This is a genomic window from uncultured Ruminococcus sp. (assembly GCF_947301925.1).
Lineage (GTDB): Bacteria > Bacillota > Clostridia > Oscillospirales > Ruminococcaceae > Ruminococcus.
Map to the genome: position 1 here is coordinate 15275 of NZ_CAMYUE010000019.1, position 24126 is coordinate 39400.

Sequence of the window (24126 nt, forward strand, 5' to 3'; positions counted from 1 at the left end):
GTAAAGCCATTCCAAAAGGAATGGCTTTACTTTGAAGATTAGACAGTCAACGTTATTGGTCATAGTCTTTATCTTTATAATCATTATCAACTTCGTCCCCAAAACGCTACACACGTATTGATAAAACAATGTTTTGAATTATAATTCATAAGAATTCTTATTTTTACATCTATTCTTCAATAGACATACTATTATCATTTTCCTGTTTTCCCGATTTGATGCCATATTGATTAACATATTCAAAGAAATTCTCTGCATTTTTCTTTCCTATATTGAAAGAAGCAACTCTTTCGACTATATTGGTTGAGATCTGTCCGTTGCTATATACGTTTATTGCTACATTTTTTCTTCCAAGAACAGGAATATCCACACTAACGCTATAATCAGCAGGAGTCATCCCTTGACCATTTCTTTCTGCGTTGTCATCATAAAGAAGGTAATCCCATACTTTTAAAGGTTCTATTTTATAAAAGCTGTCGTTTACATACACGCCGTTTATTACCATTTCGTTTTCAAGATCCATATCGTCGATAAGCTGCCCGAGTGTTTCAGGTTGATACATGATATTTCTGAAAAGATGGTATTCACCATCGTTATCATACCTTACAGCTAATGCACAGTCAGAAGAAATATTTTTTATTCTATATACTTTTCCCAAAACAGATATATCTTCATTTGTAAAATCATTTCTTCCGTTTAAACTTACATTTTCAAGATATTCTCCGATTTTTTCACCTGCAACACATTGAGTACCACAAGATACATATCCAGATTCATATTTATCAAACGGCATACTGAACTTAACCCAATCCATGCTGAACTTGTCATCTGAAAGTGCATAATACAAGTATACTTCATCACTTTGGCTGTATTTCACAGCTATCATTTTCTCACTGCTTTCAACAGATACATCATATATTTCCGCTGAGATAATATATCTTTTATTTTCTGTGATATCAACATTTGTAATATCTACCGTTTTTCTCCTTGTTCCTATAGTTGAACTGCTTATATCGGAATACTGCAACTTATAATTAATTCCGTCACTAACGATTTCACTGAATTTACTGCTTATTGTTTCAGAATCAGGAGCATTTATCCTTACATCCGTGATTTTTACTGTTGTAACGATCTCCGGTGACTGTTCATTCTTTTCATTCTGAGGTCTGCTTGTTGTATGAGATCTGGTGGCGTTATCTGAAGTTACGGTGGAACTAACCGAGGTTTTTGCCCCCGGATACTTTGTAACTTCAACAGAAGTAGTAGACTGAGCAGCATAAGAAGCATTTGTTGAGGTGACGACAATATCTTCCTCCTTTGTAGTTACAGAAGTGACAACGTTAATTGAAGGATCTATTATCATATCAGTATCATCTATGTCACTGTCAATGAGATTCTTTATATTATTGTTATGCCATATACCCAATCCAACAATAAATGCAGCGCATAAACCGGTAACAATAAAAGTTATACGCATACGATCTACCTTTTTTTCATTCTCACGTCTTAGTCGTTCATCTCCCTTTTTTACAACCAGATCAAATATTTTCTCATAATAATCCTTCATAAGATACTCCCTCCTTTTCAAGCACTTTTTTCAAAGATAATTTGGCACGATAAAGAAGTTCTCCGGTTTGTTTTTTGCTTTTTTTCATTATTTCAGCTGCTTCGGAATTATTAAAACCTTCAAAGTATATAAGGTAAATAACCTGTTTATACTCGGGCTTTAGCGTATTGATCGCTTCATATAGTTTTTTTCTTTCATCCTTGTAATCGAGTTCTTTTTCAAGATCGTACTGGCTTGGCAAACCTTTCATTTATTCTTCAGATAATGTCTGATATTTTTGTTTGTTCTTCAGATAGTCATATGACGTATGACGAGCTATTGAATAAAGCCATGTTTTAAATAAACTTTTCCCTGAAAACTTAGGCTTTTTCATATACAGCTTTATAAATGTTTCAGTCATGATCTCTCGTGCGTCATCTATATTTCCAACAAGTGTGCATATGTATAAAGTCAGGCTGTCACTGTATAAGCGTATGATCTCTTCCAGTCCGCTTTTATCACCTGATAGGAAACGGTTGTAGCTACTCGCACCGTTGTCCACAGCAGCACCCCCTTATAAGGCCTTCTGTTATTAGTCTGTTCATCACTATGTTTTTTCGTATTTGCTTATCAAAAACAGCATTATTACCAATTTTTTCTTTTATTAATTGAGCATCTGTACAAATTGTAGCATATTCAGGGCTTTTTTTCAATATTGCTACGAAAAAACACGTCCGTAGAAGGACTAATAGATGAACGTAGAAAAACTACAAAGAACAGAAAGAGGTCAACGAACTCTACTCTGTAATATTTTCAACTCGTGTATCATCTTTGAAAGGAAGTGTTTTTATGAAAAAACTCATAACAGGAATTTCAGTTTTATCGGTGTTGGCAATGTCAATTGTACCATTATCAGTTTCCGCTATCTATATCCCTTCTGCTTCTTCTGAGGCTATCCAGAAACAGCTTGACGGCTATACCTACATAACGGAGTTTGATGTTTCAGAAAATGATCCCAATTATCCATCAGATTATTCTTTGTATATCAGGATACCGGAGGACTCCGAGACATTCTGCGAAGTTAAACTGCTGATGAAAGAGGATTATGATGCATTGAATATAACTATCCCCGATGGTAACGGCAGGAAAGTTCTTTCTGATGCAATGCAGGAGGCTGGAATAAACGGAAAGGTCTTCACAGATGACGATATAAAATGTGAATGCAGAATATATAACGATATATCTGTTGGCGATGTGAAAGCACTGTATTCCAAGTTGAAAGAAAGCAAGCTTATCACAGAATTTGTTTATAGTTCAGATCTTTATTCAATCCGTGAAGGCGGCACCAGTAACGAACTCTTAGGTAAATTTGGTTTCTGTTCATATGATTATGATACCGGCAAATGGACATCACCTGAGGAACAGCTTACAAAATACAATAAGCTCGTTGAAATGGCAGGAACACTTTTACCAGGCTCTGCAATTGAACTTGATTCCTTTACGGATAAGGAGCTTGGATTTACTGCATATAATGCCTCTGTAGTACCAGCAGATGACATGACCATAGAAGAGCAGATCGACTTTGCGCTGAAAGTCAAGGAAGAAACAGGTATCTTCGGAGGATATTATATCAATGAAAAAACAGCGCCAGCATTAAAAATTGACAGCATCGATCTTATCAATTCAGTAACAGGAGACTCAAACTGTGACGGAACAGTTGAACTGGCAGATGCAATATTGATAATGCAATCACTTGCCAATCCTGATAAATACCGTATCTCTTCTCAGGGCAGATTCAATAGTGATCCGGGAAACGATGGCATAACTTCCGGAGACGCCCTTGCAATTCAGGAGACGCTCCTTGGTTTGCGATAAAGACCATAGTTATATTTTTCATTTGTTATAATCCACAGAGCTCCGCAATTATGCGGAGCTTTTTTTCAAAGAATCCAAAACAAGTCTAAATAAGAAATGACTATAGCGGGGAGAAGAATATTATCTTATTTTCACGATAATCGCACTAGTATCAAATATTAACCACAGACCATATATACAGCGGTGCAGTCAGCGTAAATATAAGGCATCCGAAAATAATAGCCGCAGGAGTCCACTCGATCTGACCATGCTTTCGGTAATCCATATAAAGCAGTCCGATCTTTACGAAGAGCAATATAGCAAGCACAACGTCTATAACAGGGAAAATGACATTGTTTGTAATGGTCTTTATCTGCCCCTTTGCCTGATTCCAGGTGCTTTCTACAGCTCCTGCAACGTCGCCCTCGGCGTGAGCGTTCATTACTGCGAAATTCATAAATGTCATTACTGCTGCAAGCTCACAGGCGAGGGCTCTTTTGATGTTTTTCTTCAATTTATCGACCTCCAGTCATTTCGACAAGTCTGCCCGTGAGGACAGTCCTTGCATTTTGGTATTCATAGCTGCACGTTGACAGGGATATGAACCTGTCATTGTCAGCATAGTCTGTTTCTTTCAGCACTACTGATTTTTCGCATATATGCGGTATCCATTCCGATATCGGAGTATTGCCGTCATACAGCTCATCGTTACAGTCGGTCTTGGCGCATGAGAAAAAGTCTATACGGTATACGGTTTCGGGCGTAGCTAGCCAGCCGTATCTGTGACTGTCAAAGTAGCTGCTTTCTGCGAAATTCAGCACTCCTGCAAACATAGTTCCGTTTTTCATGCTGTGACCGTAAAGGATATTCACAGGATTCATAAACCTATTCTCACAGCGGCAGTCGAGGAATATAGTCCCTGCTTTGAAACTGCTGCCGTCATAGGCGTGAGAAAGATAATATTCGTTATCCCTGCCTTGAGTAACAGGATAGGATATGTTCGTATTTGGTATGTACAGCCAACCGATAGCATCGAGATATGCCGAGTTCAGCGACTGTGCCGACTCCACAAGGCTCTGACGCACCTCATCTGGAATAGTATCAGAAGCAGTAACAGAAGTGTTATTTGCAGTTGTATAGCTCACATTTACTGCTGCGTCTGCCGCAGTTGTCTCCATAAGATCATCGGTTATCTCATCAAGAGTTCCCTGTGAGACCATTATCGGACGGAACGGAAGAAGTTCACTATCAGCCTTTTCCTGAGCAATATCGTCCTTAAAATAGAAGTAGAAGCCTCCTAAGAAGAGGGCGGCTGAAACAGCCGCCGCTATGCGAAGTATGTTCTTCTTATTCATTCTCTGCGCCCTCTACGAAGTCGGGACAAAGGTCGGAATACCCGTTATCAAACGTATCTTTTCCCTTTGTCATTTTTCTGTACTTGTAGGATACATGGAAAACGCCGCAAAGACCAACAATTATCATTGCAAGTCCCAGCGGACCTCTTCCTGCATCGCCAGTAGGCGGAGGAGTGGTAGGCTTATCAACAGCCTTATCGACCATTGTTATGCAGGGGACTCCGTCTGAATTGTAAGCGTTAGCCTTAACGCCATCAACGGTAACGTTGCCGTTTTCATCTATAGTGAACTGTATATCGGTAGCAATAACGTAACCCGCAGGTGCGGCGATCTCTTTGAGCATGTATCCGCCGTAGGGAATATTTGAAATAATGTGAGCCTCATCACTTGAAGTCCACTCGTCAACGACCTTACCATTTACATCTATGAGCTGCATTTTCGCGTCTGTGAGTTCCTTACCATAAATGTCCGTTTTGCTTATTGAAACGGAAATTGGACGATTTACAGCGATTATCTCCACAACATCTCCGTCCTCAGAAATATTGACCTTATACTGCTTTTCTGATAAGATATATCCTGTGGGTGCAGCGATTTCCTTAACAATATACTCACCATATGGAATGTCTGTGAAGCCGAACTTTCCGTCCTTGTCAGACTCGGTTGTCAGCAATGCATTTTCAGCATTAAACTCAGTTGTATCGGCTGAGAAAAGACCGAATAAAGCCTTTTCAAGAGGCTCGTCCTTTTCATTGACCTTTTTGCCTGATACGCTGCCGCGCTTGAGGTTATTCACAAAGGTGCCGCAGTCAATGTCAACTGTGGTATGCTCCTGTCCCATGTACTTGAAGTTTACAAGATACTTCTCTCCGTTGAGCATATAGCTTTCATCGGTTGCAATCTCCTGTACATAATAACGTGCAAAGGGCAGTTTTTCCTTAAAGTGAGCAGTCATGTCCTCGCTGAGAGTTACAGTTGACACCAAGCCGTTTTCGGGAATAACAGTACCGTCTGCGGCAGTAATATCTTCCGCAGCGAACAGTCCGAATGTGACGTTCTTGTACTCATCTTTATCACCGATATCGAACTTCTCATCATGCTCCATGAACTTTTCAAGGTGAATATCAACGCCCTGATGATCATTGATGAAGCTGCTGTTTACTGCATCGGAGACTGCGACTTCCTGTCCTGCATAGGTAAGCTCAATGAGCTTTTCTTCGCTGTTAAGCACAAATCCCACAGGAGCTTTCTTCTCGCTTACTGTATATTTGCCGAGATAAAGCTCTCCTGTAACAGCGTAGCCGTTTGTGTCTGTAATAAGGTCGGCAACGACTTCGCCGTAGCTTGCTCTGAGAGTACCGTCTGCGGTATAGATATCCTCTGCGGCTCTTACCTCAAACTCAGCTCCGAAGAGGCCGCTTTCTGCAAAAACAGGGGTATAGGTTGTGAAAGTATCGTTATATTCTCCGTCCTTATTTTCATATGCGGAAGATACCGCAGTCACGCTCTTAAAGATGTCACCGCGCTTGCTAACAGATATTCTTCCTTTTTGCGGAGTATCATACTTTTCAACGGTTATCACTTTCTCAGAGCCGTCAACAGTAAAAGGCACAGGCTCGTTATTGAGGAAGTATCCTGTTGGAGCTTTCACTTCATGAAGCTTGTAATCGCCGTAAGTAAGCTCTTTAGGAAGCATTAATGTACCGCTATTGTTGGTATAGAAGGTATCGAGAGTTGTTTCTTCGGGATAGTTAATGTTCTGCGAAATATATTCGCTGCGGTCAACGCTCCATATCTTGAAGCCAACGCCAGAAACAGGGATCACTTTGCCTGTCTCGGCGTCCTTTTTAACTATCTGTATGTTTGCGGAGATAACCGCATCATTAAGGATATACTGGTATGTCTTACCGTTTTCGTCAATGATAACGTCGAAATCTTCCACAAACTCCGTATTCTTCCAGCCTGTTACCTGATGAACGGTATATGTGCCGTAGGGCAGCTCCTTTGTCTGAGCGAAACCGTTTTCATCGGTAGTGAGATAGTCGCGCTCGGTTTCTTTTGCGTTATTAAAGCTGCCTGCACTCTTGAGGAATATCTCAAATTCTGAGCCGCTTTCGGGAGTCTCGATACCTGTTGTACCATCATCGCTATGCTTTATGAGAGCGACCTTTCCCTTTATAACGTCCTCGTTAACGGTAAGAGCAACAGGATTTACCTCAACGGTATAATTCTGAGGCTCTGCGCCCACCTTGTAAATAGTATCATTGAGCTGATATCCCTTTGAAGGCGTAAGCTCCTGAAGCGTATAGCTGCCGCAGATGAACTCGTCAGTAATAAAGTGACCGTTTTCGTCTGTTGTATATGTGGCGATCCTTTCGCCGTCACGGTAAAGTCCATAAGTCGCTCCCGACAGCGTTGCATCGCCCTGTGCGCTGACATTTTCGCTGTCAGTCTTTTTTACTTCTGCCTTGAACTTCTTGAGGCGATTCTCAAACTTAACTCCGACTGTGAGGTCAGCGTTACCGCTTGTAAGGGTTATGTCCTGAGATTTTGTAGTTACATATTTCGAGTCGGTATTGACCTCGGAAACCGTATAGCTTATTGCGCCTTTGGTGCTGAAATCATAAACGTGAAGCCCGTCAAATTCCGCAATACCATTTTCATCGGTAACAGCAGTTTTTGAATGTTTCTTTCCGTTGTCAGTCCATGATATCCGAAACTCGCGGTCAGCAACAACGCCGTCCTCGGCAGTCTTATTTATTGTTATCTTACCGCTTGTCACATCTTCCTCAACATTGACGCTGCCGTTTGCTTTCAGAGCCACAACATCGGAGGAAAGGTCATAGCCTTTCGGCGCAGATATCTCCTTGACGTAATACTGCTTATTGGGCAGCTTTATTGAGCCTGTTCCGTCAGTTCCTATGGTTATCTCTCCGACCTTATGTGTACAGTTCTTATCGGTATATACGCCGTATACTGCCTTTGAGCCGTCTATACTGCTTATGCCGTTTATCTTAACGCTGTTGTCGGTGCTGAGAACCTTTGTAATGGTGAACTTAACGTCATTCAGAGTTACACGGAATGCTGACATATTCAGCGCAGTAGAGCTTTTTCCGTCAGTCCTGTTATTGATAACGCAGCCCTCCGAGCCGTTGGATTCGATACGCCAGTGAGTACCGCCGTCGCCGTTTCCGTCACCGACTGTTCTGCTGCTGATATAGCTTTCATTAACGCCTATACTTTTAAGGTAAGCGATAACATCATTTCGGCTGTCAAACTCGCCCATATATATCCACGAGTGATCCTCGCCGTATGGATTCTGAGCTATTACCATAGAGCCTGCGGATATCGTTGAGCCGTCCGCACATTCCCAATAGGGACGCTCCGTATATGGGATATTGGACTTCTCAACGTCTATTTTTGAGGTAATGCCGTTGTATGTGATAGTGCAGTTATCGTTCACAGACAGCCAGTGGGGAGTGTCGACAGGCACAGGATTATTCCACGAAAATCCGCTTGTGGAATAGCCGAGGTGTGTAAGCGTATAGTAAAGCAGTCCAGAACAGTCAACGCCCTGATTCCGTACATAGTCGAGATCGAGAGGACTGTAGCTGTCCTGATAATATATGCCCGAATATCCCTTACAGCCCCAGCCGTATGGAGAGCCAAGCAGAGTGGCAGCTTCTGCGATTACTTCATCGGCTGTGGGGAAGGCTGTATTTTCAGTTGTCATTGCAGCACCCGCGGAAAGCGTTCCGCCGATAGATGTGCTGAACAATGAAACAGCGCAGAGACTTGCCATTATCCCTGCGCCGAGTCTTTTCATATTCTTTTTCAAATTGAACATCATTATTCTCCTTTGTAATGAAAAAAGTCCGATCTCTCGGACTTTTCACTATATGTATTTAATTGTCAATGCAGTTCATCATAGCTCATATCGCTGATGATACTGCCGTCTGCAATATGATTGCCGTCAATATCAACGACCTCAGTAAAGCAGTAGTTATAGTCGAGGAAATATCCGCCCTTGGTATCGAGAACATACCATATACCGTCCACATTCACGATATTCGCAGTATGACCGTACATACCTGCGTCCGTCCATACTATATAACACCCGATCCCTATATCATGACATATCTCATATGTTCTGCAGGCGTGGTTAACACAAGTGCCGCTTCCGTTCTGCCGCATATATTCATACACAGCTTTTGCCTTAGTATCATCACATATTGCACAAAAACGGACATACGGATCATCATCACTGGAAACATTATAAGTAGGAATATAACTCTGTTTAGTCTCAGAATTTATATAAATACATCTCTGATTATTGAATCCTCCGGCAACATTATTATTATCCTTATCCCGTTCATTTGAATCAAGCGTCAGAATACACTTATCGTAACTGGTATCATTAAAAGTCCAACTGCCGTCCTTGATTCCTATACCGCATATAGCGTGTGCTCTACTCTGGTTCCTAAATGTAATAAGAAAATATTTATCATCGTTCATACATCTTTCAGCAATTTCAATGAGTCTATCTATCTGATCTTCATAAGTCATTGATGTTAAAAGATACTTTTCATAGCTGTCGAGCAATGTATAAGCCTGTAACGACTGATAATCCGTTATATACCTGTCGGATCTTTCGTTATGGGTTATTTCACTTAAAGTCTCTGCTCCTTCCTGAATATCTGAAGGCTTTATTACTCCGTTATGAGCAAGTACTTCAAGAATTGATATTCCCATGCATGAACCAGAGGATATAACAGAACGGTATGTTTCCTGAGGAGCATATGCAGCTTCAAGGAGTGAACAATGATGCAGAAAATCTACATAACAATCATTATTAAACGGACGACCTTCATCATCATGGGAATAATTTGGTACTCCAAGGTAGTCTTTATCTGCACCAAGAGAGTAAGCTAACTCATAAAGCTCAGGATCATCACTTTCAGCAGCATAAGCTGTTCTTGAACTCATTGAAAGTATTCCTAAAACAGACAAAACAGATAATACCTTTTTTATTCTATTCTCCATAATCAATATCTCCTTTTCTATTTTTTCGTGATAACAGTCATTTCCCTTCGAAGTATTATTCAAAACATCAGATATCATCTCCTTAATGTTTTTATGATACTAAGCAATCTGATAGCATCAGATTTAAGAGCCGTTATAAAAGACGTTAGTTTTAAAATTATTGTAAATATGACAGAAGATTCTGCTTAATTTGTATTTTACCATATAAATATTGATTGTCAACAAATTTGGCATAAGATGGCATTCTGAGGCACGAAAAAAACAATGTTAATCATTTAGAAACATTTTTCTCAACATTTATTAATTTATCGTCAAGATGAAATCTATTATATTTTGAAAACAAAAGGTGTTTTCATTATTTGTAAAAAACCGACTTCGTATGGTTTCTGTATGAAACCAACAAAATCGGCTTTGAAATCGGTTAAAAATTCTATATTCGGTTTTGGGCTATTTTCTGAGCTTTTCCGTACTTTTATTCCTAGCTGCCTTTGTATCAGCTCTCATAACGCTTTTTGGCGCGTTCGAATCGTATTTTTACGGTTTGGGATCTACGGTAACACATAAAAAATTTTTTCTTTTTGATACGCAAAAACTCCCGAAAAATCGGGAGTTTTTGGCTTGGGATCTATTTTGTAACATAGATATGGCGCAGTGGGTGGGATTCGAACCCACGTCCCTCAAGGGGCATCATGATTTCGAGCAAATTATAAAACTTCCCATTTGGTCACTTATCGTCTTAAAAAAACGCCGTTTTTCCCTGATTTTGAGCATTTTTCTGCGAGAATCCGGAAATTTGCGAGAAAAGTGCGAGAAAACTGCGAGAAATTTCAGGCAGCTAAAGCAAAAATGAAAGGAAAAAGTGACCATGAACAAGGAAGAAAAACGTAAAGAATTAGAGCGTATGCTCAGAAGATGTCCCGAGATATTATCACCGATAAAAGCCACCAGGTGGTCTCCACTTGGAAAGAACAGAGTCTACGAGCTAATACACAGCGGCGAGCTTCGCTCCTTCGTGTATCAGGGCGGATACATACTGAGCAAGGATGACCTCATCGACTATCTGCTCGAGCACTGCGATGATGAGCCTGCACGTTCGATAAAGCGAGGCGGCAAGGATGAGTGATTACAGCTACCTGTACGATGAGTTCCCCGAAGTGTTATCAGGAGAACAGCTGCGTAAGATACTCCATATCAGCAAGCGGAAGTGTGCATGGCTCCTCCAAAGCGGAGCTATACCTTGCACTGATAACTGCAATAAAACTCGCCGATACGCTGTGAAGCTTGATGACGTTATCGAATATATAATAAGAACTGAGAACGCAGCGGAAAGAGTTCAGCCGCAGCGACCGCCGGAGTACTTCCGAGAACAGTTGAACGATGTGTGGTTCGATGTGCCTGATGTGCTGACTATCACAGAGGTGTCAGCCATAACAGGCTACACTCCCAATGCCGTGGACCGCTGGATAGTGAAAGGCAGTCTCCGCTCGGTAATAGTGCAGACAGGACTTATAACCTGCCGCGAATGGCTCATCGACTTCTACTGCGGTGACGGATATAACATCGTGAAGAAGGTCGATAAGCACCAGGAATTGCTTAGAAAACTATTGATTTGAAAGTCATTCTGTGATATAATAAAAAAAACATCACTGCACAAAGGAGGAGATTCTATGTCTAAAGTAATCAATATCAACGGTATGGCTGTAAAGGTCATTGATAATACTGAAAAACAAGAAACGCTTTCTCAGGAAGATAAAGACATGGATATCAGAGCGAAGGAAGCTGTAAAAGCTGCACTTGAAAAAGCCAAAGTATGCAAGAAACCCATTGCTCGCTATGACATAGAAACCAAGAGAGCATATATTGAGGATGCAGAAGGCAATAGAAGATATGTTGAATAAAAAACCTATGATACTTGTATTCGCCGGTCCAAACGGCTCAGGCAAAAGTACAATAACTCAGTATTTCGATAAAGTCGGAACATACACTAACGCTGATGAAATCGTAGCTGCTACCGGTATGAGCAACGAAGACGCAGCCGTCTTTGCTGATAAGAAAAGATACGAAGCAATTGAGAGTAAGGAAGATTTCACCTTTGAAACTGTATTATCTTCGCACTACAAACTTGATATTCTTAGAAAAGCTAAAGAAAACGGCTATTTTATAAAGTGTATATTCGTACTGACAAATGATCCGCTGATAAATGTATCTCGTGTTGAAACAAGAGTTGCTTCTGGCGGACACAACGTTGATAAAGATAAGATAGTTTCAAGATACTACAAGTCTTTAGCAAATATCAAGCATCTTATTGAACTCTGTGATATACTCCATGTTTATGATAACACAGTTGAACCTGTCAGAATAATCAGAAAACATAAGGAAGATATATCGATCTATTCTAATGAGTTCTGGAGTGAAGAAGAACTACTCCGCTTGTTGCAATGATTTATATCAAAAAGAACTATATAATCAAAATGCTCAGGAATAGTCCTGAGCATTTTTCGTCTTAGTCGGTATCTTGGTCGCTAACTTGGTCGGTCGAGCGACCAAGTTGAAAAATCAACCAGCTTTCGCACATAATCGCCTCTTCTAATATACCCTACTTCAGAAGTTTCACAAGTTATGTAATAGAGGCTTTTCTCTTATGTTATGTCAAACGATTTATCTGTAATCCATGGAAACGTCCTCAAAAGAGCGCTCTCCGCGAATGTATGCCTCATATGCGACTTCTGCATCTTTGCCGTGAAATACAGAGCATATCCCGCACATATCGCAGTCTGCAATACATGGAAATCTTTCTTTGACATAGTTCCTGCGTTCTTCGGCAGTAGAATTGAATATTTCAGGTGCTGTTGCCATATGCAGTCACCTCATCTGATCAGCCGATTCTGGCGGTATTGCTCCATATACGTCCTATTGATCTCGCTGATCTCGCGTTTCCCGTCAATATAATCCTGATAAATGCCAAATGGACTACCGCCGCCAAGCCAGCAGGATGAACAGTTTTCACATCCTCCGCCGCCACAGTCAAGTGACTCTCTAATAATCTGTTCACGTTCTTCACGCGTCGTATCCTTAATCAGAATTGATCTCATAAAACAGCCTCCTTTATAGAATCGCTCCTGCTTTACCCATCTCAGCATTAATGATATCTTCACTGTCAGCCATTGCCTGCAAGGTCATGGTAAGCAGCTTGTCAAGCTCCCACCCGAGCTGTTCAGCACCGCGCTCAATTACTTCTCTTGAACATCCTGCGGCGAAGCCTTTACTCTTATACTTCTTTTTCAGAGATTTGAGTTCCATATCTTTTGTGCTTTTGGACGGACGCATAAGCGCAGCAGCCCAGATCAGACCTGTCAGTTCGTCAACCGCAAAAAGAACCTTTTCCATTTCGTGTATCGGTTCTACATCAATAGTCACGCCACAGCCTACTGTTATTCCATAGCCGTGAGAACATACTGCGTGGATTATATCCTCGCTTACTCCACCGTTTTTCAGCAGTTCAGGTGCTTTTAGACAGTGTTCTTCGGGATACAGCTCAAAATCAATGTCATGGAGCAGTCCGACGATACCCCAGTATTCAGATTCAGTTCCATATCCAAGCTCATTTGAAAACCACTTCATTACTGCTTCAACAGTCAGAGCGTGCTGAATATGAAATGGATCTTTGTTGTATTTTTTCAACAGCTCAAAAGCTTCATTTCTTGTTATCATAATTATACCTCTCATAAGTCATTTTGTCTCTTTTTTCAGAGCTTTTTCTATAGTCAACAGTATACATATAAAAACTACGTATTTAATATGATTATATATCGTAATTGTGGATTTGTCAATAACATACGTATAGCAATGAATAAGATCAGAAATAAACAGCATCGCAAGCAATTCACCTGCGATGCTGTTTCAAAATTACCGTTATTCAAATTCGTTGAAATGATCTTCCAATGACTTGTAAATGTCATCTGAACCCTCAGCTAAAATACTGTCGAGAGCCTTCTTGTATATGTCGGTATTGTAGTGTGATTCGATATCGTAATCTTCTGTATATCCAAGATCAACGATAGTATCTTTAAGTGTGAGTGTTCCCTTCTTGTCAGGATCAGGACTGGATACGCTGTATCCGCCGTAAACCTCTGTATCAATGAAGTCCTCGTCAATGTCGATGTACTTCTTGACGTCTTTGATAGTTTTTTCATGGTCGGACTGAGTAAAGTGATATGCCTTAATGAATGCACGTTCAATTGCTATGAATGTATTCGGAGTGCTGCTGAGATCGGAAGTCTTTGCGACCTGACGGCAGCAGGGCTGGTTCTCAAGAGCTTTTTCATGTGCGCAGTAGTAAACTACTTTATAGCCCTGCGACTTTGCAAGCGAAGCATAGGGTGAGTATACCGAAGCTGCGTCGATAGTACTGTTGAGGAGAGCTGCATAGGCGTCCTTCTGGCTGTCAAAATATACGATATTGACCTTGTCAGCTCCCTCGCCTATCTCAATGTTTGCATTTTTCAGCAGTATCTGGAGCTCTGCGTCCTGTACGCTGTTCTTGACTGAAGCGACATTTCTACCCTTGAGGACTTCCACGCCTGCCTCGTCCTTGTCAGCAAATTCGGACTTGATAACATAGCCGTGACCATTTGTCATTGCACCGCCGAATATCGACACCTCATGTCCCTGACTCTGGAAAGTAAGTGTGGGAACTGAACCTATAAAAGCAACATCGAGCTTGTCGGATTCGATACCGTTTATGAGCTCAGAAGCACTTGAAAACTGGGTAAGAGTAACTTTAAGTCCCTCTTCCTTGAAGTAGCCCTCTTCTGCTGCTACAAATGCGAGAAGATGTGCTGTGGAGTTCAGGTAGCCGATGTTGATATCGGTCTTTTCGGGAGAACCTATTTCAACTTTAGCTGTTTCTGTTGTACTTTCAGAAGGGCTTTCGGATGTTGCTGCACTTTCAGTTGTATTCTCGGCTGTTGTGAGGCTTGTAGTAGTAGTTTCGCTCTTTTCTGAGGAGCTTGACTCATTGAGTCCCGAGCAACCTGTAAACAATGCCGCAGCGGCAATTACGGATATTAACTTTAATCTGTTATTTTTCATTTTTTTTCACCTTTTGACCTTTCTATTCATCATTTCTTTTCTCATTAATCAATCAGTACAACATCGCATTCGCATCGTACTAAAAATGAATAGTGTATCTCTCATTATCATCACCTCTTGTTTTTTCTATGCATTTATCATAACATACGGAAACTAAGATGTCCAATACATGAAATGCATTAGCATTAATAGAAAAAACGTATATTCAGAAAGCTTGAAAATCGGACAATGATATGCTAAACTGATATTATCATTATAAACGAGGTGAAAAAATGAGAATATCCACAAAAGTCGAATGCGGTATCATAGCATTGCTTGATATAGCCTTAAACGCAAACAATGAAAATACGGTAAAAGTCAACTCAATATCAAGGAGAAATAATATTTCCGCCAAATATCTTGAACAGATTCTTCCGCTTCTGAAACAGTCCAACCTTATCAGCAGCGTCAAGGGCTCAAGCGGAGGATACAGGTTACAGCGCGAGCTTGGGGATATTACTCTGTACGAGATTGTGAATGCGCTTGACAGTTCCATACTTGCATCGTCGGAATTCAGCAAAGATCTGGAACAGAACGCAACAGATGCAATAGAAAGGTGCCTTTGGAGACCTATGACCAGTTACCTTCACAAATATACGCAAAGTATGACCTTAAAAGATCTTACGGATATTTACTATGAGCGAAAAAAATACAACGATGATATTTCATTTATATGTGTACATGTATAGTAATAAGGTCAATACCTGATCGGGACAGTTGATTTTTCAGCTGTCCCGTTTATTTTTTACATGCAAAATGAAACCGCCCGGACCTGATGAAAGTCCGGGCGGTATTGTTATTCTTCTTCGGTATCAGTTATGACGTCATCTTTAGAAACTGTTCGGGGATGAAACACCACATTCCCTGTTTCTGTACTAATGAAATACATATCGTTTTCAAACAGTTTTTTCAGCAAGCTAATGGAACTCTTTATCATCATGATCAACACCTTTTTATATTTCTTATGGCACATATTATTACGGAAGGTCATTTAAGAACGTTCAGTTCAACATCGTCCTGCTTTCCACATCCGCTCTGTACAAATGAGCACTGAGCGGAAAATGTGCTGTATGGAATTCTTACTTGTTACCATTTGTACAGCTCCTTTCCTGTGGGGGTATATATATTATAACCTGTATTTTACTGCTTGTCCAATCCTAATGATTGATTGGAAGCTATAAAAGCAGGCTATATGCTGTCAGTTTTTTATGATATTATTAAGCTGAGCCACAAGCTTTTCCGTTTCAAGTCCGTGAACAGCAGCCGCGTCGCTGATAGTTTCAACGCCAGACGAGGGACAGCCCAGACAATGCAGACCTATGCTGAAAAGCAGGTCTGCCGTCTCGGGATGAAAGAGAACAAGATCACCTATAAGCGTGTTTGGAGTCACAGTTTCAACTCTGTCGATATCTATTTTCATGGAACACCTCAGATGTGATAATTACTTTCCTTGATAGAATCAAAAAGTCCGTATTCAAAGAGTATTTCTTCAAGTCGCTCCTGAGAGAGGGGCTTCGGTATAACAAACTGTGTGTTCTCCTCTATCTTTTTTGCAAGCTCGCGATATTCGTCAGCCTGTTTTGCATCAGGCTTGTGGTCGATAACTGTTTTTTTGTGAATCTCTGCTCTCTGTACCTCGTTGTCACGAGGAACAAAGTGTATCAGTTGTGTACCGAGCTCCTTTGCAAAAGCAGCTACAAGTTCACGCTCACGGTCAACATTACGGCTGTTGCAGATTATACCGCCGAGACGAACACCGCCCTGCTTTGCATACCTTGCAATACCCTTTGAGATATTATTTGCCGCATAGAGAGCCATCATCTCACCGCTGGCAACGATGTATATTTCTTTTGCTTTTCCTTCACGGATAGGCATTGCGAAACCTCCGCAGACAACGTCGCCGAGAACATCGTAAAATACATAATCAAGGTCGTCCGTATATGCACCGAGACGTTCAAGAAGTCCGATAGATGTAATGATACCGCGTCCTGCGCAGCCTACACCCGGTTCGGGACCGCCCGATTCAACGCATCGTGTTCCACCGTAGCCTTCCTTGAGGATATCCTCAAGCTCTATATCCTCACCGCTTTCACGGAGAGTATCGAGAACCGTTCTCTGAGCAAGTCCGCCGAGAAGAAGTCTTGTGGAGTCAGCTTTAGGATCACAGCCGACCACCATTACCTTGTTGCCTCTCTCAACAAGTCCTGCTGTCAGATTCTGAGTGGTAGTCGATTTACCGATACCGCCCTTTCCGTATATTGCAATTTGTCTTATTTCCTTAGCCATTTTTATTCACCTTTCATTCTTGTATATTTGATAATTAGGATAAAACTGTACCGCCGCGAGCAGAGAAATGCAGCGGTACAGTACAGGATAAAGTTCCTGCGGACATGAAACTGTCAGCCGTGTGAAAATGTATCCTTGTGCGCGATACGCTTTAAATATATCCGGTCGCCGTAGTCCTTTTCACCGGGAACTCCGATAGCATCCGCACGGCATCTCTGACAATGCCTGAATACATCTATGTATTTTGAAGCCTTTGCCCTTACTGCCTCAATCTGAGCGCAGGTGGGTTCTGGATAGTCTTTCAGTTCATTCTGAGGGATAAGTGGGATAATGTTGTAAATTGAAGCGCCTGCTGCTTTTACAGTTTTCGCTATCTCCTCGATGTGCTCATCATTTATGCCAATTACAAGCACTGTATTCACCTTTATAGTAATGCCTGCCGCACTGACTTTCCTTATGCCTTCAAGCTGATTCTTTATGAGTATCTCAGCCGCTTCGACTCCTGTATAGTGCTTGCCGTGATATAGGATACCACGATTGAGTTTAGCCTCTATTTCGGGATCAACGGCATTTACTGTGACCGTCAGCGAGTCGATATCAGTCGCTATTATCTCGTCCGCTTTTTCTGCAAGGAGAAGTCCGTTTGTGCTCATGCACTTCACAAGATCAGGAAAGTTTTTCTTTATCAGCCGGAATGTTTCGAGTGCATAATCCGATGCAAGAGTATCTCCCGGACCTGCAATTCCTGCGACCTTTATAGCAGGGCAGAGTTCAAGCGATTTTTTTATAACGTCAATAGCATCCTCAGGTTTTATCACCGTTGAAGCCACACCGGGACGCTTTTCGTAGTCGTTGATGCGCCTGTCACAGAATCGGCACTCAATATTGCAGGTGGGACTTATGGGAAGATGTATTCTTCCAGTTGAACCTTTCTTTCCTCGTGCGTAGCATGGGTGCTTGTCGGTCAGTTCTTCGTAGGAGATCGCCATTCGTCCACCTCCCACAGCCTGTCGGCTATTATTTTTTCAATAAGCGGCTCAATAGGGAACGGTGCTTCGTAGACTGTAAGTCCGCGGCTTTCAAGCTGCTGTGAAGCACCTGAGCCTATCTTTGCCACAACTACTGCGTGAACATCGCTGAGTACATCTATCACCTTGTCAAATGACGAATCATTGTGATAATGTCCCTGACAGACACGCTCAACTTCCCTTGTGCCGATAAATCTATATGTGTTATCGTCTATTTCGATTATATGAAATCTCTCTGCATGACCAAAATGCTGATTTACGACGATACCGTCTGTTGAAGCGACAGCTATTCTGTACGCCATAATATCACCTCTTATTTACCGCCGACTGCGGCTGAATATATCCTTTCAAGGAGCGTGAATGCTCCGCGGTAGCCTATATAGGTCTTGTTTATCGTTACCTCCTCAGTTGTAGGAGGTCCGACTTCAATAAGCAATCCACCCTTTTCGGCGGCAACATCGCTTTCCCACGTAGTGCCGAGGATAAGCGGTACTCCAGAGCCGAAATCTACTGTTCTCAATGATTCTTCCACAAGATAACCGTCTTCTAAGAATTCAGGTTCAACTGAAACATCCTCTGCGATATTGTGGAAGTATTCAGCTATTTTCTCCCTGTATCTCGGCGGAGGATTGTCCGTGATTATCTGCTTTACGGGTATCATTCCTATCTGAGATGCAAGGAATTTCGTGTAGGCAAGAGTGTATGCACTGTCGCCTATGACTGCAAACTGTGAGGGCAGTCCGAACCAGTATTCCGAGAAGAATTCTGCGAAGTGTTCGAGGAAGTAATAGTAAAGCTGTGATTCCTCTTTGATGAATGCCTCGGACTTGCGCTTGTTGATACCTGCAAATTCCACAACCTTGCGAATAAATGCTGTTGTAGCTTCCTCACCTATGGGTATTTCGGGTATGTGCAGATAGGGCTGACCGTACTTCCTTTCAAGAAGCTTTGCGGTTTTTACTCCTACCCACGGAGATATCACCAGATTGAACTGTGCCTTCGGAATATTCTTCCACTCTTTCGCACCGCCGCTCTGAGGGCCGAAAAGTACGTTGACTTTAAGTCCCGAGGCTTTGAGTATACGGACAATTTCAAGATAGTCGCCACGCCAGTTCTGATGAAAATAGGGAACATCGAACCAGAGATTTACAAGCCCCTGTTCCTTTTCACCGTCATAGTCGCCTACATACTGATCAATTATAGACTCCACAACTATCTCATGTCCCGTGATATTTGTTCCCTTGAAGCCGCCTGTTTCGGCGTGAACGATAGGAAATCCCTGTTCCTGATACTTACGGACAACGCTTTCAACGTCGTCACCGATAAGCTCTCCCGAGCAGCCTGTGAGGACTACATAGAGGTCGCCTTTCAGTACCGCGAGCGAGGACTTTATAAGGTCGTCAAGTTTCTGAGCTCCGCCGAAAACGATGTCATTTTCGCCCACGTTTGCACTTGGGACATTTCCGCCGCCTGCACCTGCTGAGCCCTGAAATCCGTTATCAAAGCTGATAAGAAAGAACTGCTTGTACATACATCCCGGACCGCAGTTTGCAATGGGAACTCCCCCTTTTATAGCTGCTACTGTATATGCCGCACCAACTGTACATCCGTAATGGGGATGCACTATCGTGCCGCTTTTTGTCTTTGTTTCTGCCATTTTTATGCACCTTTCTTCTTTAACTTTTCACTTAGAGCCTTGTCTATCACTTCAGGCTCTTTTGAGAGTATGAACGGGTCGTCCTGTGACTGCCACCACTTTGAATACGGCAGTTCAACGTGTCTCTGTAACACCTGATTGAAACGCTTTCTTGCCAGTATATCAAGGAGTATCTCTCCCGTTCTGATTATTCCGTCATAGCCTACGGGGATATGCTCGTCTCCCATTGCAAGTGCAGGAATACCGAGCTTTGCAGCCTCGGGAGCAAGTCCCTGATGACGTATGATGACGAAATCCGTCTTTACTCTGCGGAACACCTGTGGAAGCTGGTATGCCTGAGTTTTGCTGACCGTGTAATAGGGGATATCGCCGTAATTGTCAACAAGATGTTTCAGCGAGTTCTGATTTTCACCGCCGCCGTCATAAACGGGATCGTGGTGGAATACTACCGAGCCGTCAACCTCAATGCCAAGCTCGCGGAGCACGGAGATAAGTCCGTGTGCATAGGCTGAACCTGTCATGATGAAGCCTTTCACCCCCTTGAATTTCTCACGGAGTTCAAGTATTCTCGGTAGCACTCTTTCGTGCTCTGATTTTATGTAGGCTTCTGTTTCTTCTTCCTTGCCCACAAGCTTTGCGATAGCTCTCAGCCATGCGTCTGTACCTGCAAATCCATAAGGCTGAGGAGCATCGACCTGTGGCACTCCGAAATGCTGTTCAAGGACAGTTGCCATATAAGAGCCGAGAGTATGGCAGAATGTGGAAGTCGCAACAGCCTCGGAAGCCTGTGCAAGCTCGTCATAATTGGCACAATCTATCATGTAATTTACTCGAAGTCCCAGAGGTTTGAGGATATCCGTGAAGTAGTCCGTACCCCACAATGCAACAATGTTTATGAGGTCTTTCTGCTTCTTCGGGTTTCTCTTTACTATCTTCTGAGCTACGCCGTGCTGTGAGATATCAAAGCCTGTGCTCCAGTGTTTTGAGCGGAATCCCTCACAGTGGAGCGGAATTATCGGAACGCCTACCTCGGGCTCCATTTCGTCGGCAATACTGTCGATATCCTCGCCGATTATCGCTGTTGCACACGCCATTGAAATGAATATAGCCTTTGGAGAAAAACGCTCCTTAGCGTCCCTTATAGCCTGTCTCAGCTTGTCGCTTGCACCGAATACCATATCTTTTTCAAGCAGGTTGGTGCAGAATATCCTGAGATTCTGAACAGGCTTGTGTCTTCTTGTAAGTCCCATTTTGAACGCAAGATTGAACCACGCATTATCAGCCGCACAGCCTATCGGTGAATGCTGTATAAGTATGCAGTCAGTAAGATTTCCTATCTGACATTCCACGATAGCATTTGCACACATAGTCTGCTGATTGAGCGGAGTTTTCAGCTCGCACAGCCGACAGGCTTTGCTGCCGTTACCACAGCAACCGCCGTGTTTCTCTGCTGTATTGCCTTTCTTTTTTTCTTTTCTGCCCTCATAGTCCGACTCTTTAACAAGCTCTGAGGCAGCTCCGTCCCATGCGATGATAGTACCGAGACGCATTTCACGGTTTTCAACGCTGGTCATATCGAGATTTATCTTCTTAGCCATTATCTGTTCTCCTTTGTTTTGGGGTATGTGTATATTATACATAGGCATAGTGGGTTTGTCCAATACTTGTTTCCGAGATTCTATTCTCAGAAATCCCGATAACCACGGTTAACAAAAAAAGCCGCCTGATATTTCTATCAAGCGGCACTGCTCATTTTCTCAATTCAAGTTCACGTTTCACTTCGTCAATAAACTGCTTACCCATACTGCTGAGTTCGTTGTTTTTCTTTGTAATATACCCGATATCCATTGAACTCTGAACACTGTCGTCAGTCCTGAACGGTATCACAAGGAACTGGTCGCCACTGAGTTTTTCCGAGTATATACTCGAACACAGAGTATACCCGTTAAGGCCTTCCATAAGATTCATCATTGTAGCGCGGTCAGTAGCTTTGACAGTTTTCTGATAAGCGTGTTCAATTAGTATCTCCTCGGCAAAATATATTTCCGTTTCGTTTTCCTGTTCAAATGAAAGACATGGGTATGGTTCAAGCTGTTCAAATGTCAGCTCCTTTTCCTTTGCAAGGGGATGTGAACGTGCAAGATAGACACTGGCAGGACATTCTATCAGCGATTTAAACTCAAGTTCATTCTCACGGAGAAGCCTGTTTATCACACGCTGATTCGCCTCGCATGTGTAGATTATGCCTATCTCACTTTTCAGCGAGCTTACGTCCTTTATAACATTTGCAGTCGCAGTTTCTCTTAGTGCAAGGTCAAACTGGTTGGAGTCGTAATGCTTAGCCATTTCAATAAATGCCTTGACCGCAAAGGAGTAGTGCTGCATAGAGACCGCAAAACGTCTGCGGAAGTTCATTCCCTCGCCGTATTCCTCCATTACTTCCTCATACTGCTGATAGACTCGTTTTATTTTTGCAAGAAATGTCTCCCCCTCAACAGTGGCAGTAACGCCTTTGTGAGTGCGGTGGAATATCTGTATTCCCAGCTCGTTTTCCACATCGCGCACAGCTCCCGTAAGAGTGGGCTGAGCTATAAATAGTTTTTCGGCAGCCTTGTTCATTGACCGTGATTCGGATATAGTGAGAAGGTAGTTTATCTGTTGTAAAGTCATAGAACACCTCGTAAAAAAACAGCCTCTTCATTAAGGAGAAGCTGTTTTGTCGTTTAATTTTAATGTATTTTTTAGGAGGTCATACACTAAATGTTTTCAGCTAAAGATTTGTTTCCGTTGTAAAATCGTCCTGTGCTGCACATTCGGTCTGTCCCCCTGACGATAGAGCGGAGCATACCAAGCATACAGGATATTCTGTTTTTCATTTTCACTGCTCCTTTCGTTTGGTGTGATTTTAGTATATCACACAGAAAGCAGCTTGTCCAATGCGAAAAATCCATTACAGATTATAGGGAACTGCTATATACTATTCAAGCGTAAACCTCATCTGGTACCATTCAGCGCCTCCGTGCTCGGAATCGGATATACCTTCACTGACAAATCCGAAACGGCTGTAAAATGTGAGAAGCTCCTCCTTGCAGGTGAGAACTATACCACGGCGCTCCTGCTTTTTTGTATCTTCGATAACACGTTCCATAAGCCGTGAAGCAAAGCCCCTTTTCTGATAAGCTGGAGCTGTTGCAACTCCGAAAAGCATGAGCCATTTCCCGTGGGCAGCATACATATCTGTGCCGCTGTACATTTCGTCGCACAGATCATTTTCATTTGTTGTCATTCCGTTTATCATGGATATGACCTTTCCGTCTATCTCGAGAAGACGGAAGCATTCGGGATAATTTCGCAGCCTTAGCTCAAAGGCTTTTCTGTCTGCGGCTTCCGAGACATGAAAACAGCTATTTTCAAGCTCTGTGACTGTATCAATATCGTTGATATTCGCCTGTCTGATAATCACCTCTTGCATATATCCTTTATCACCTCTCCTGCTATGATTAGTCCCACAACTGACGGAACAAATGCTGTACTGCCGGGAATATCACGACGTTCGGTGCATTTGTGCTGAGCTCCCGGAGGGCAGATACAGTGTGTGCGGCAGGATATGGACATATCCTCTATGGGACGTGTAGGCTGCTCCTCTGAATATACGACCTTCAGCTTTTTCACCCTGCGCTTGCGGCATTCGATACGCATTACCTTTGCAAGCGGACAGACTTTTGTCTTGTAAATATCCGCAACACGGAATGCTGTAGGATCAAGCTTGTTGCCTGCGCCCATACTGCTGATTATGGGGATATGGAGCTCCTGTGCCTTCATAACAAGAGCAAGCTTAGCAGTAACGGTATCAACTGCGTCTACTATATAATCGTACTCCTCAAAGGGAAACTCATTCTCATTTTCGGGCAGAAAAAAGCACTTGTGTATGCGGATATCCACATCGGGATTTATCTCCCTCATGCGCTCCGCCATGACCTCGGCTTTGTATTTGCCGACTGTCTTTCTTGTGGCTATTATCTGGCGGTTAAGATTGGTCAGGCAGACCTTGTCGTCGTCGATAAGGTCGAATTTATATACTCCGCTGCGGACAAGAGCTTCGCAGACGTATCCGCCTACGCCGCCGATACCGAATACTGCTACACGGGCATTTGCAAGCTTTTCCATTCCGTCACTGCCGATAAGGAGCTGTGTCCTTGAAAACTGATTAAGCATATTATCCTCTCTCAT

General features: G+C 42.5%; 26 protein-coding genes. 6 read left to right on the top strand and 20 right to left on the bottom strand.

Going from position 1 to position 24126, the window contains the following annotated elements; all coding sequences use genetic code 11:
• Nucleotides 1-169 precede the first annotated feature (169 nt).
• From Q0Y65_RS14025 to Q0Y65_RS15815, 3 genes are read right to left on the bottom strand one after another with little or no spacing between them, the layout of a single operon-like run.
• Nucleotides 170-1567: a hypothetical protein gene (locus Q0Y65_RS14025; RefSeq protein WP_297961144.1), complete on the bottom strand. Its 1398-nt coding sequence runs from the start codon at nucleotides 1565-1567 to the stop codon at nucleotides 170-172.
• Nucleotides 1551-1817, bottom strand: a complete 267-nt coding sequence (locus tag Q0Y65_RS15810) for a sigma factor-like helix-turn-helix DNA-binding protein (protein WP_363293570.1) — start codon at nucleotides 1815-1817, stop codon at nucleotides 1551-1553. The genes Q0Y65_RS14025 and Q0Y65_RS15810 overlap by 17 nt, the downstream gene beginning before the upstream one ends.
• On the bottom strand, nucleotides 1818-2108 hold the full coding sequence (locus Q0Y65_RS15815; RefSeq protein WP_363293571.1) for an RNA polymerase sigma factor: 291 nt from the start codon (nucleotides 2106-2108) through the stop codon (nucleotides 1818-1820). It abuts the gene before it with no gap.
• Between the two features lie 287 nt (nucleotides 2109-2395).
• Here Q0Y65_RS15815 and Q0Y65_RS14035 point away from each other — a divergent pair, with 287 nt between their 5' ends.
• Nucleotides 2396-3421, top strand: coding sequence for a hypothetical protein (locus tag Q0Y65_RS14035; protein WP_297961146.1), 1026 nt, complete (start codon nucleotides 2396-2398; stop codon nucleotides 3419-3421).
• A 151-nt stretch (nucleotides 3422-3572) separates the two neighbouring features.
• Here Q0Y65_RS14035 and Q0Y65_RS14040 read toward each other — a convergent pair whose 3' ends face one another.
• From Q0Y65_RS14040 to Q0Y65_RS14055, 4 genes are all read right to left on the bottom strand, one after another.
• On the bottom strand, nucleotides 3573-3914 hold the full coding sequence (locus Q0Y65_RS14040; RefSeq protein WP_297961149.1) for a DUF3852 domain-containing protein: 342 nt from the start codon (nucleotides 3912-3914) through the stop codon (nucleotides 3573-3575).
• Nucleotide 3915: 1 nt separating this feature from the next.
• On the bottom strand, nucleotides 3916-4755 hold the full coding sequence (srtB, locus tag Q0Y65_RS14045; RefSeq protein WP_297961152.1) for a class B sortase: 840 nt from the start codon (nucleotides 4753-4755) through the stop codon (nucleotides 3916-3918).
• A complete protein-coding gene (locus tag Q0Y65_RS14050; RefSeq protein WP_297961155.1) occupies nucleotides 4748-8599 on the bottom strand; it encodes a SpaA isopeptide-forming pilin-related protein in 3852 nt (1283 codons plus the stop codon). Before Q0Y65_RS14050 ends, srtB begins: the two co-directional genes overlap by 8 nt.
• Before the next feature lie 65 nt (nucleotides 8600-8664).
• Entirely contained in the window at nucleotides 8665-9795 is a 1131-nt protein-coding gene (locus tag Q0Y65_RS14055; RefSeq protein WP_297961158.1) for a hypothetical protein, read from the bottom strand.
• Between the two features lie 865 nt (nucleotides 9796-10660).
• Between Q0Y65_RS14055 and Q0Y65_RS14060 the strand changes: the two genes are divergently transcribed.
• From Q0Y65_RS14060 to Q0Y65_RS14075, 4 genes are read left to right on the top strand one after another with little or no spacing between them, the layout of a single operon-like run.
• On the top strand, nucleotides 10661-10918 hold the full coding sequence (locus Q0Y65_RS14060) for a hypothetical protein (RefSeq protein ID WP_297961161.1): 258 nt from the start codon (nucleotides 10661-10663) through the stop codon (nucleotides 10916-10918).
• The gene (locus Q0Y65_RS14065) at nucleotides 10911-11408 is read left to right on the top strand and encodes a hypothetical protein (RefSeq protein WP_297961164.1); all 498 of its coding nucleotides are present in this window, start codon (nucleotides 10911-10913) and stop codon (nucleotides 11406-11408) included. The genes Q0Y65_RS14060 and Q0Y65_RS14065 overlap by 8 nt, the downstream gene beginning before the upstream one ends.
• 54 nt (nucleotides 11409-11462) lie before the next feature.
• Nucleotides 11463-11693, top strand: a complete 231-nt coding sequence (locus tag Q0Y65_RS14070) for a hypothetical protein (RefSeq protein ID WP_297961167.1) — start codon at nucleotides 11463-11465, stop codon at nucleotides 11691-11693.
• Entirely contained in the window at nucleotides 11662-12237 is a 576-nt protein-coding gene (locus tag Q0Y65_RS14075; protein WP_297961218.1) for a zeta toxin family protein, read from the top strand. The genes Q0Y65_RS14070 and Q0Y65_RS14075 overlap by 32 nt, the downstream gene beginning before the upstream one ends.
• A gap of 216 nt (nucleotides 12238-12453) precedes the next feature.
• Here the strand turns inward: Q0Y65_RS14075 and Q0Y65_RS14080 are convergent, their stop codons facing one another.
• The 4 genes from Q0Y65_RS14080 to Q0Y65_RS14095 form a co-directional block, all read right to left on the bottom strand.
• Entirely contained in the window at nucleotides 12454-12651 is a 198-nt protein-coding gene (locus Q0Y65_RS14080) for a hypothetical protein (RefSeq protein ID WP_295095429.1), read from the bottom strand.
• Between the two features lie 11 nt (nucleotides 12652-12662).
• On the bottom strand, nucleotides 12663-12887 hold the full coding sequence (locus Q0Y65_RS14085; RefSeq protein ID WP_295095427.1) for a hypothetical protein: 225 nt from the start codon (nucleotides 12885-12887) through the stop codon (nucleotides 12663-12665).
• 13 nt (nucleotides 12888-12900) lie between these two features.
• Nucleotides 12901-13506, bottom strand: coding sequence for a hydrolase (locus tag Q0Y65_RS14090; RefSeq protein WP_295095425.1), 606 nt, complete (start codon nucleotides 13504-13506; stop codon nucleotides 12901-12903).
• Nucleotides 13507-13707: 201 nt separating this feature from the next.
• Nucleotides 13708-14886: an ABC transporter substrate-binding protein gene (locus Q0Y65_RS14095; RefSeq protein WP_297961171.1), complete on the bottom strand. Its 1179-nt coding sequence runs from the start codon at nucleotides 14884-14886 to the stop codon at nucleotides 13708-13710.
• A 272-nt stretch (nucleotides 14887-15158) separates the two neighbouring features.
• Here Q0Y65_RS14095 and Q0Y65_RS14100 point away from each other — a divergent pair, with 272 nt between their 5' ends.
• Nucleotides 15159-15614, top strand: coding sequence for an Rrf2 family transcriptional regulator (locus Q0Y65_RS14100; protein ID WP_297961175.1), 456 nt, complete (start codon nucleotides 15159-15161; stop codon nucleotides 15612-15614).
• A 509-nt stretch (nucleotides 15615-16123) separates the two neighbouring features.
• Here the strand turns inward: Q0Y65_RS14100 and Q0Y65_RS14105 are convergent.
• The 9 genes from Q0Y65_RS14105 to Q0Y65_RS14145 form a co-directional block, all read right to left on the bottom strand.
• Complete coding sequence (locus Q0Y65_RS14105; RefSeq protein WP_297961178.1) at nucleotides 16124-16345, bottom strand: DUF1858 domain-containing protein; 222 nt, start codon at nucleotides 16343-16345, stop codon at nucleotides 16124-16126.
• A gap of 8 nt (nucleotides 16346-16353) precedes the next feature.
• Nucleotides 16354-17211 carry a nitrogenase iron protein gene (gene nifH / locus Q0Y65_RS14110; protein WP_297961181.1) on the bottom strand — a complete coding sequence of 286 codons (858 nt, stop codon included), beginning with the start codon at nucleotides 17209-17211 and terminating at the stop codon, nucleotides 16354-16356.
• Between the two features lie 113 nt (nucleotides 17212-17324).
• Nucleotides 17325-18200: a radical SAM protein gene (locus Q0Y65_RS14115; RefSeq protein WP_297961184.1), complete on the bottom strand. Its 876-nt coding sequence runs from the start codon at nucleotides 18198-18200 to the stop codon at nucleotides 17325-17327.
• Complete coding sequence (locus Q0Y65_RS14120) at nucleotides 18176-18541, bottom strand: NifB/NifX family molybdenum-iron cluster-binding protein (protein WP_297961187.1); 366 nt, start codon at nucleotides 18539-18541, stop codon at nucleotides 18176-18178. The genes Q0Y65_RS14115 and Q0Y65_RS14120 overlap by 25 nt, the downstream gene beginning before the upstream one ends.
• Before the next feature lie 11 nt (nucleotides 18542-18552).
• A complete protein-coding gene (locus tag Q0Y65_RS14125; protein ID WP_297961191.1) occupies nucleotides 18553-19896 on the bottom strand; it encodes a nitrogenase component 1 in 1344 nt (447 codons plus the stop codon).
• A 2-nt stretch (nucleotides 19897-19898) separates the two neighbouring features.
• Nucleotides 19899-21494, bottom strand: a complete 1596-nt coding sequence (locus Q0Y65_RS14130) for a nitrogenase component 1 (protein WP_297961194.1) — start codon at nucleotides 21492-21494, stop codon at nucleotides 19899-19901.
• A gap of 151 nt (nucleotides 21495-21645) precedes the next feature.
• Complete coding sequence (locus Q0Y65_RS14135) at nucleotides 21646-22566, bottom strand: LysR family transcriptional regulator (RefSeq protein ID WP_297961197.1); 921 nt, start codon at nucleotides 22564-22566, stop codon at nucleotides 21646-21648.
• 307 nt (nucleotides 22567-22873) lie between these two features.
• Nucleotides 22874-23368 carry a GNAT family N-acetyltransferase gene (locus Q0Y65_RS14140; RefSeq protein ID WP_297961200.1) on the bottom strand — a complete coding sequence of 165 codons (495 nt, stop codon included), beginning with the start codon at nucleotides 23366-23368 and terminating at the stop codon, nucleotides 22874-22876.
• Nucleotides 23356-24111: a tRNA threonylcarbamoyladenosine dehydratase gene (locus Q0Y65_RS14145; protein WP_297961203.1), complete on the bottom strand. Its 756-nt coding sequence runs from the start codon at nucleotides 24109-24111 to the stop codon at nucleotides 23356-23358. Before Q0Y65_RS14145 ends, Q0Y65_RS14140 begins: the two co-directional genes overlap by 13 nt.
• Nucleotides 24112-24126 lie beyond the last annotated feature (15 nt).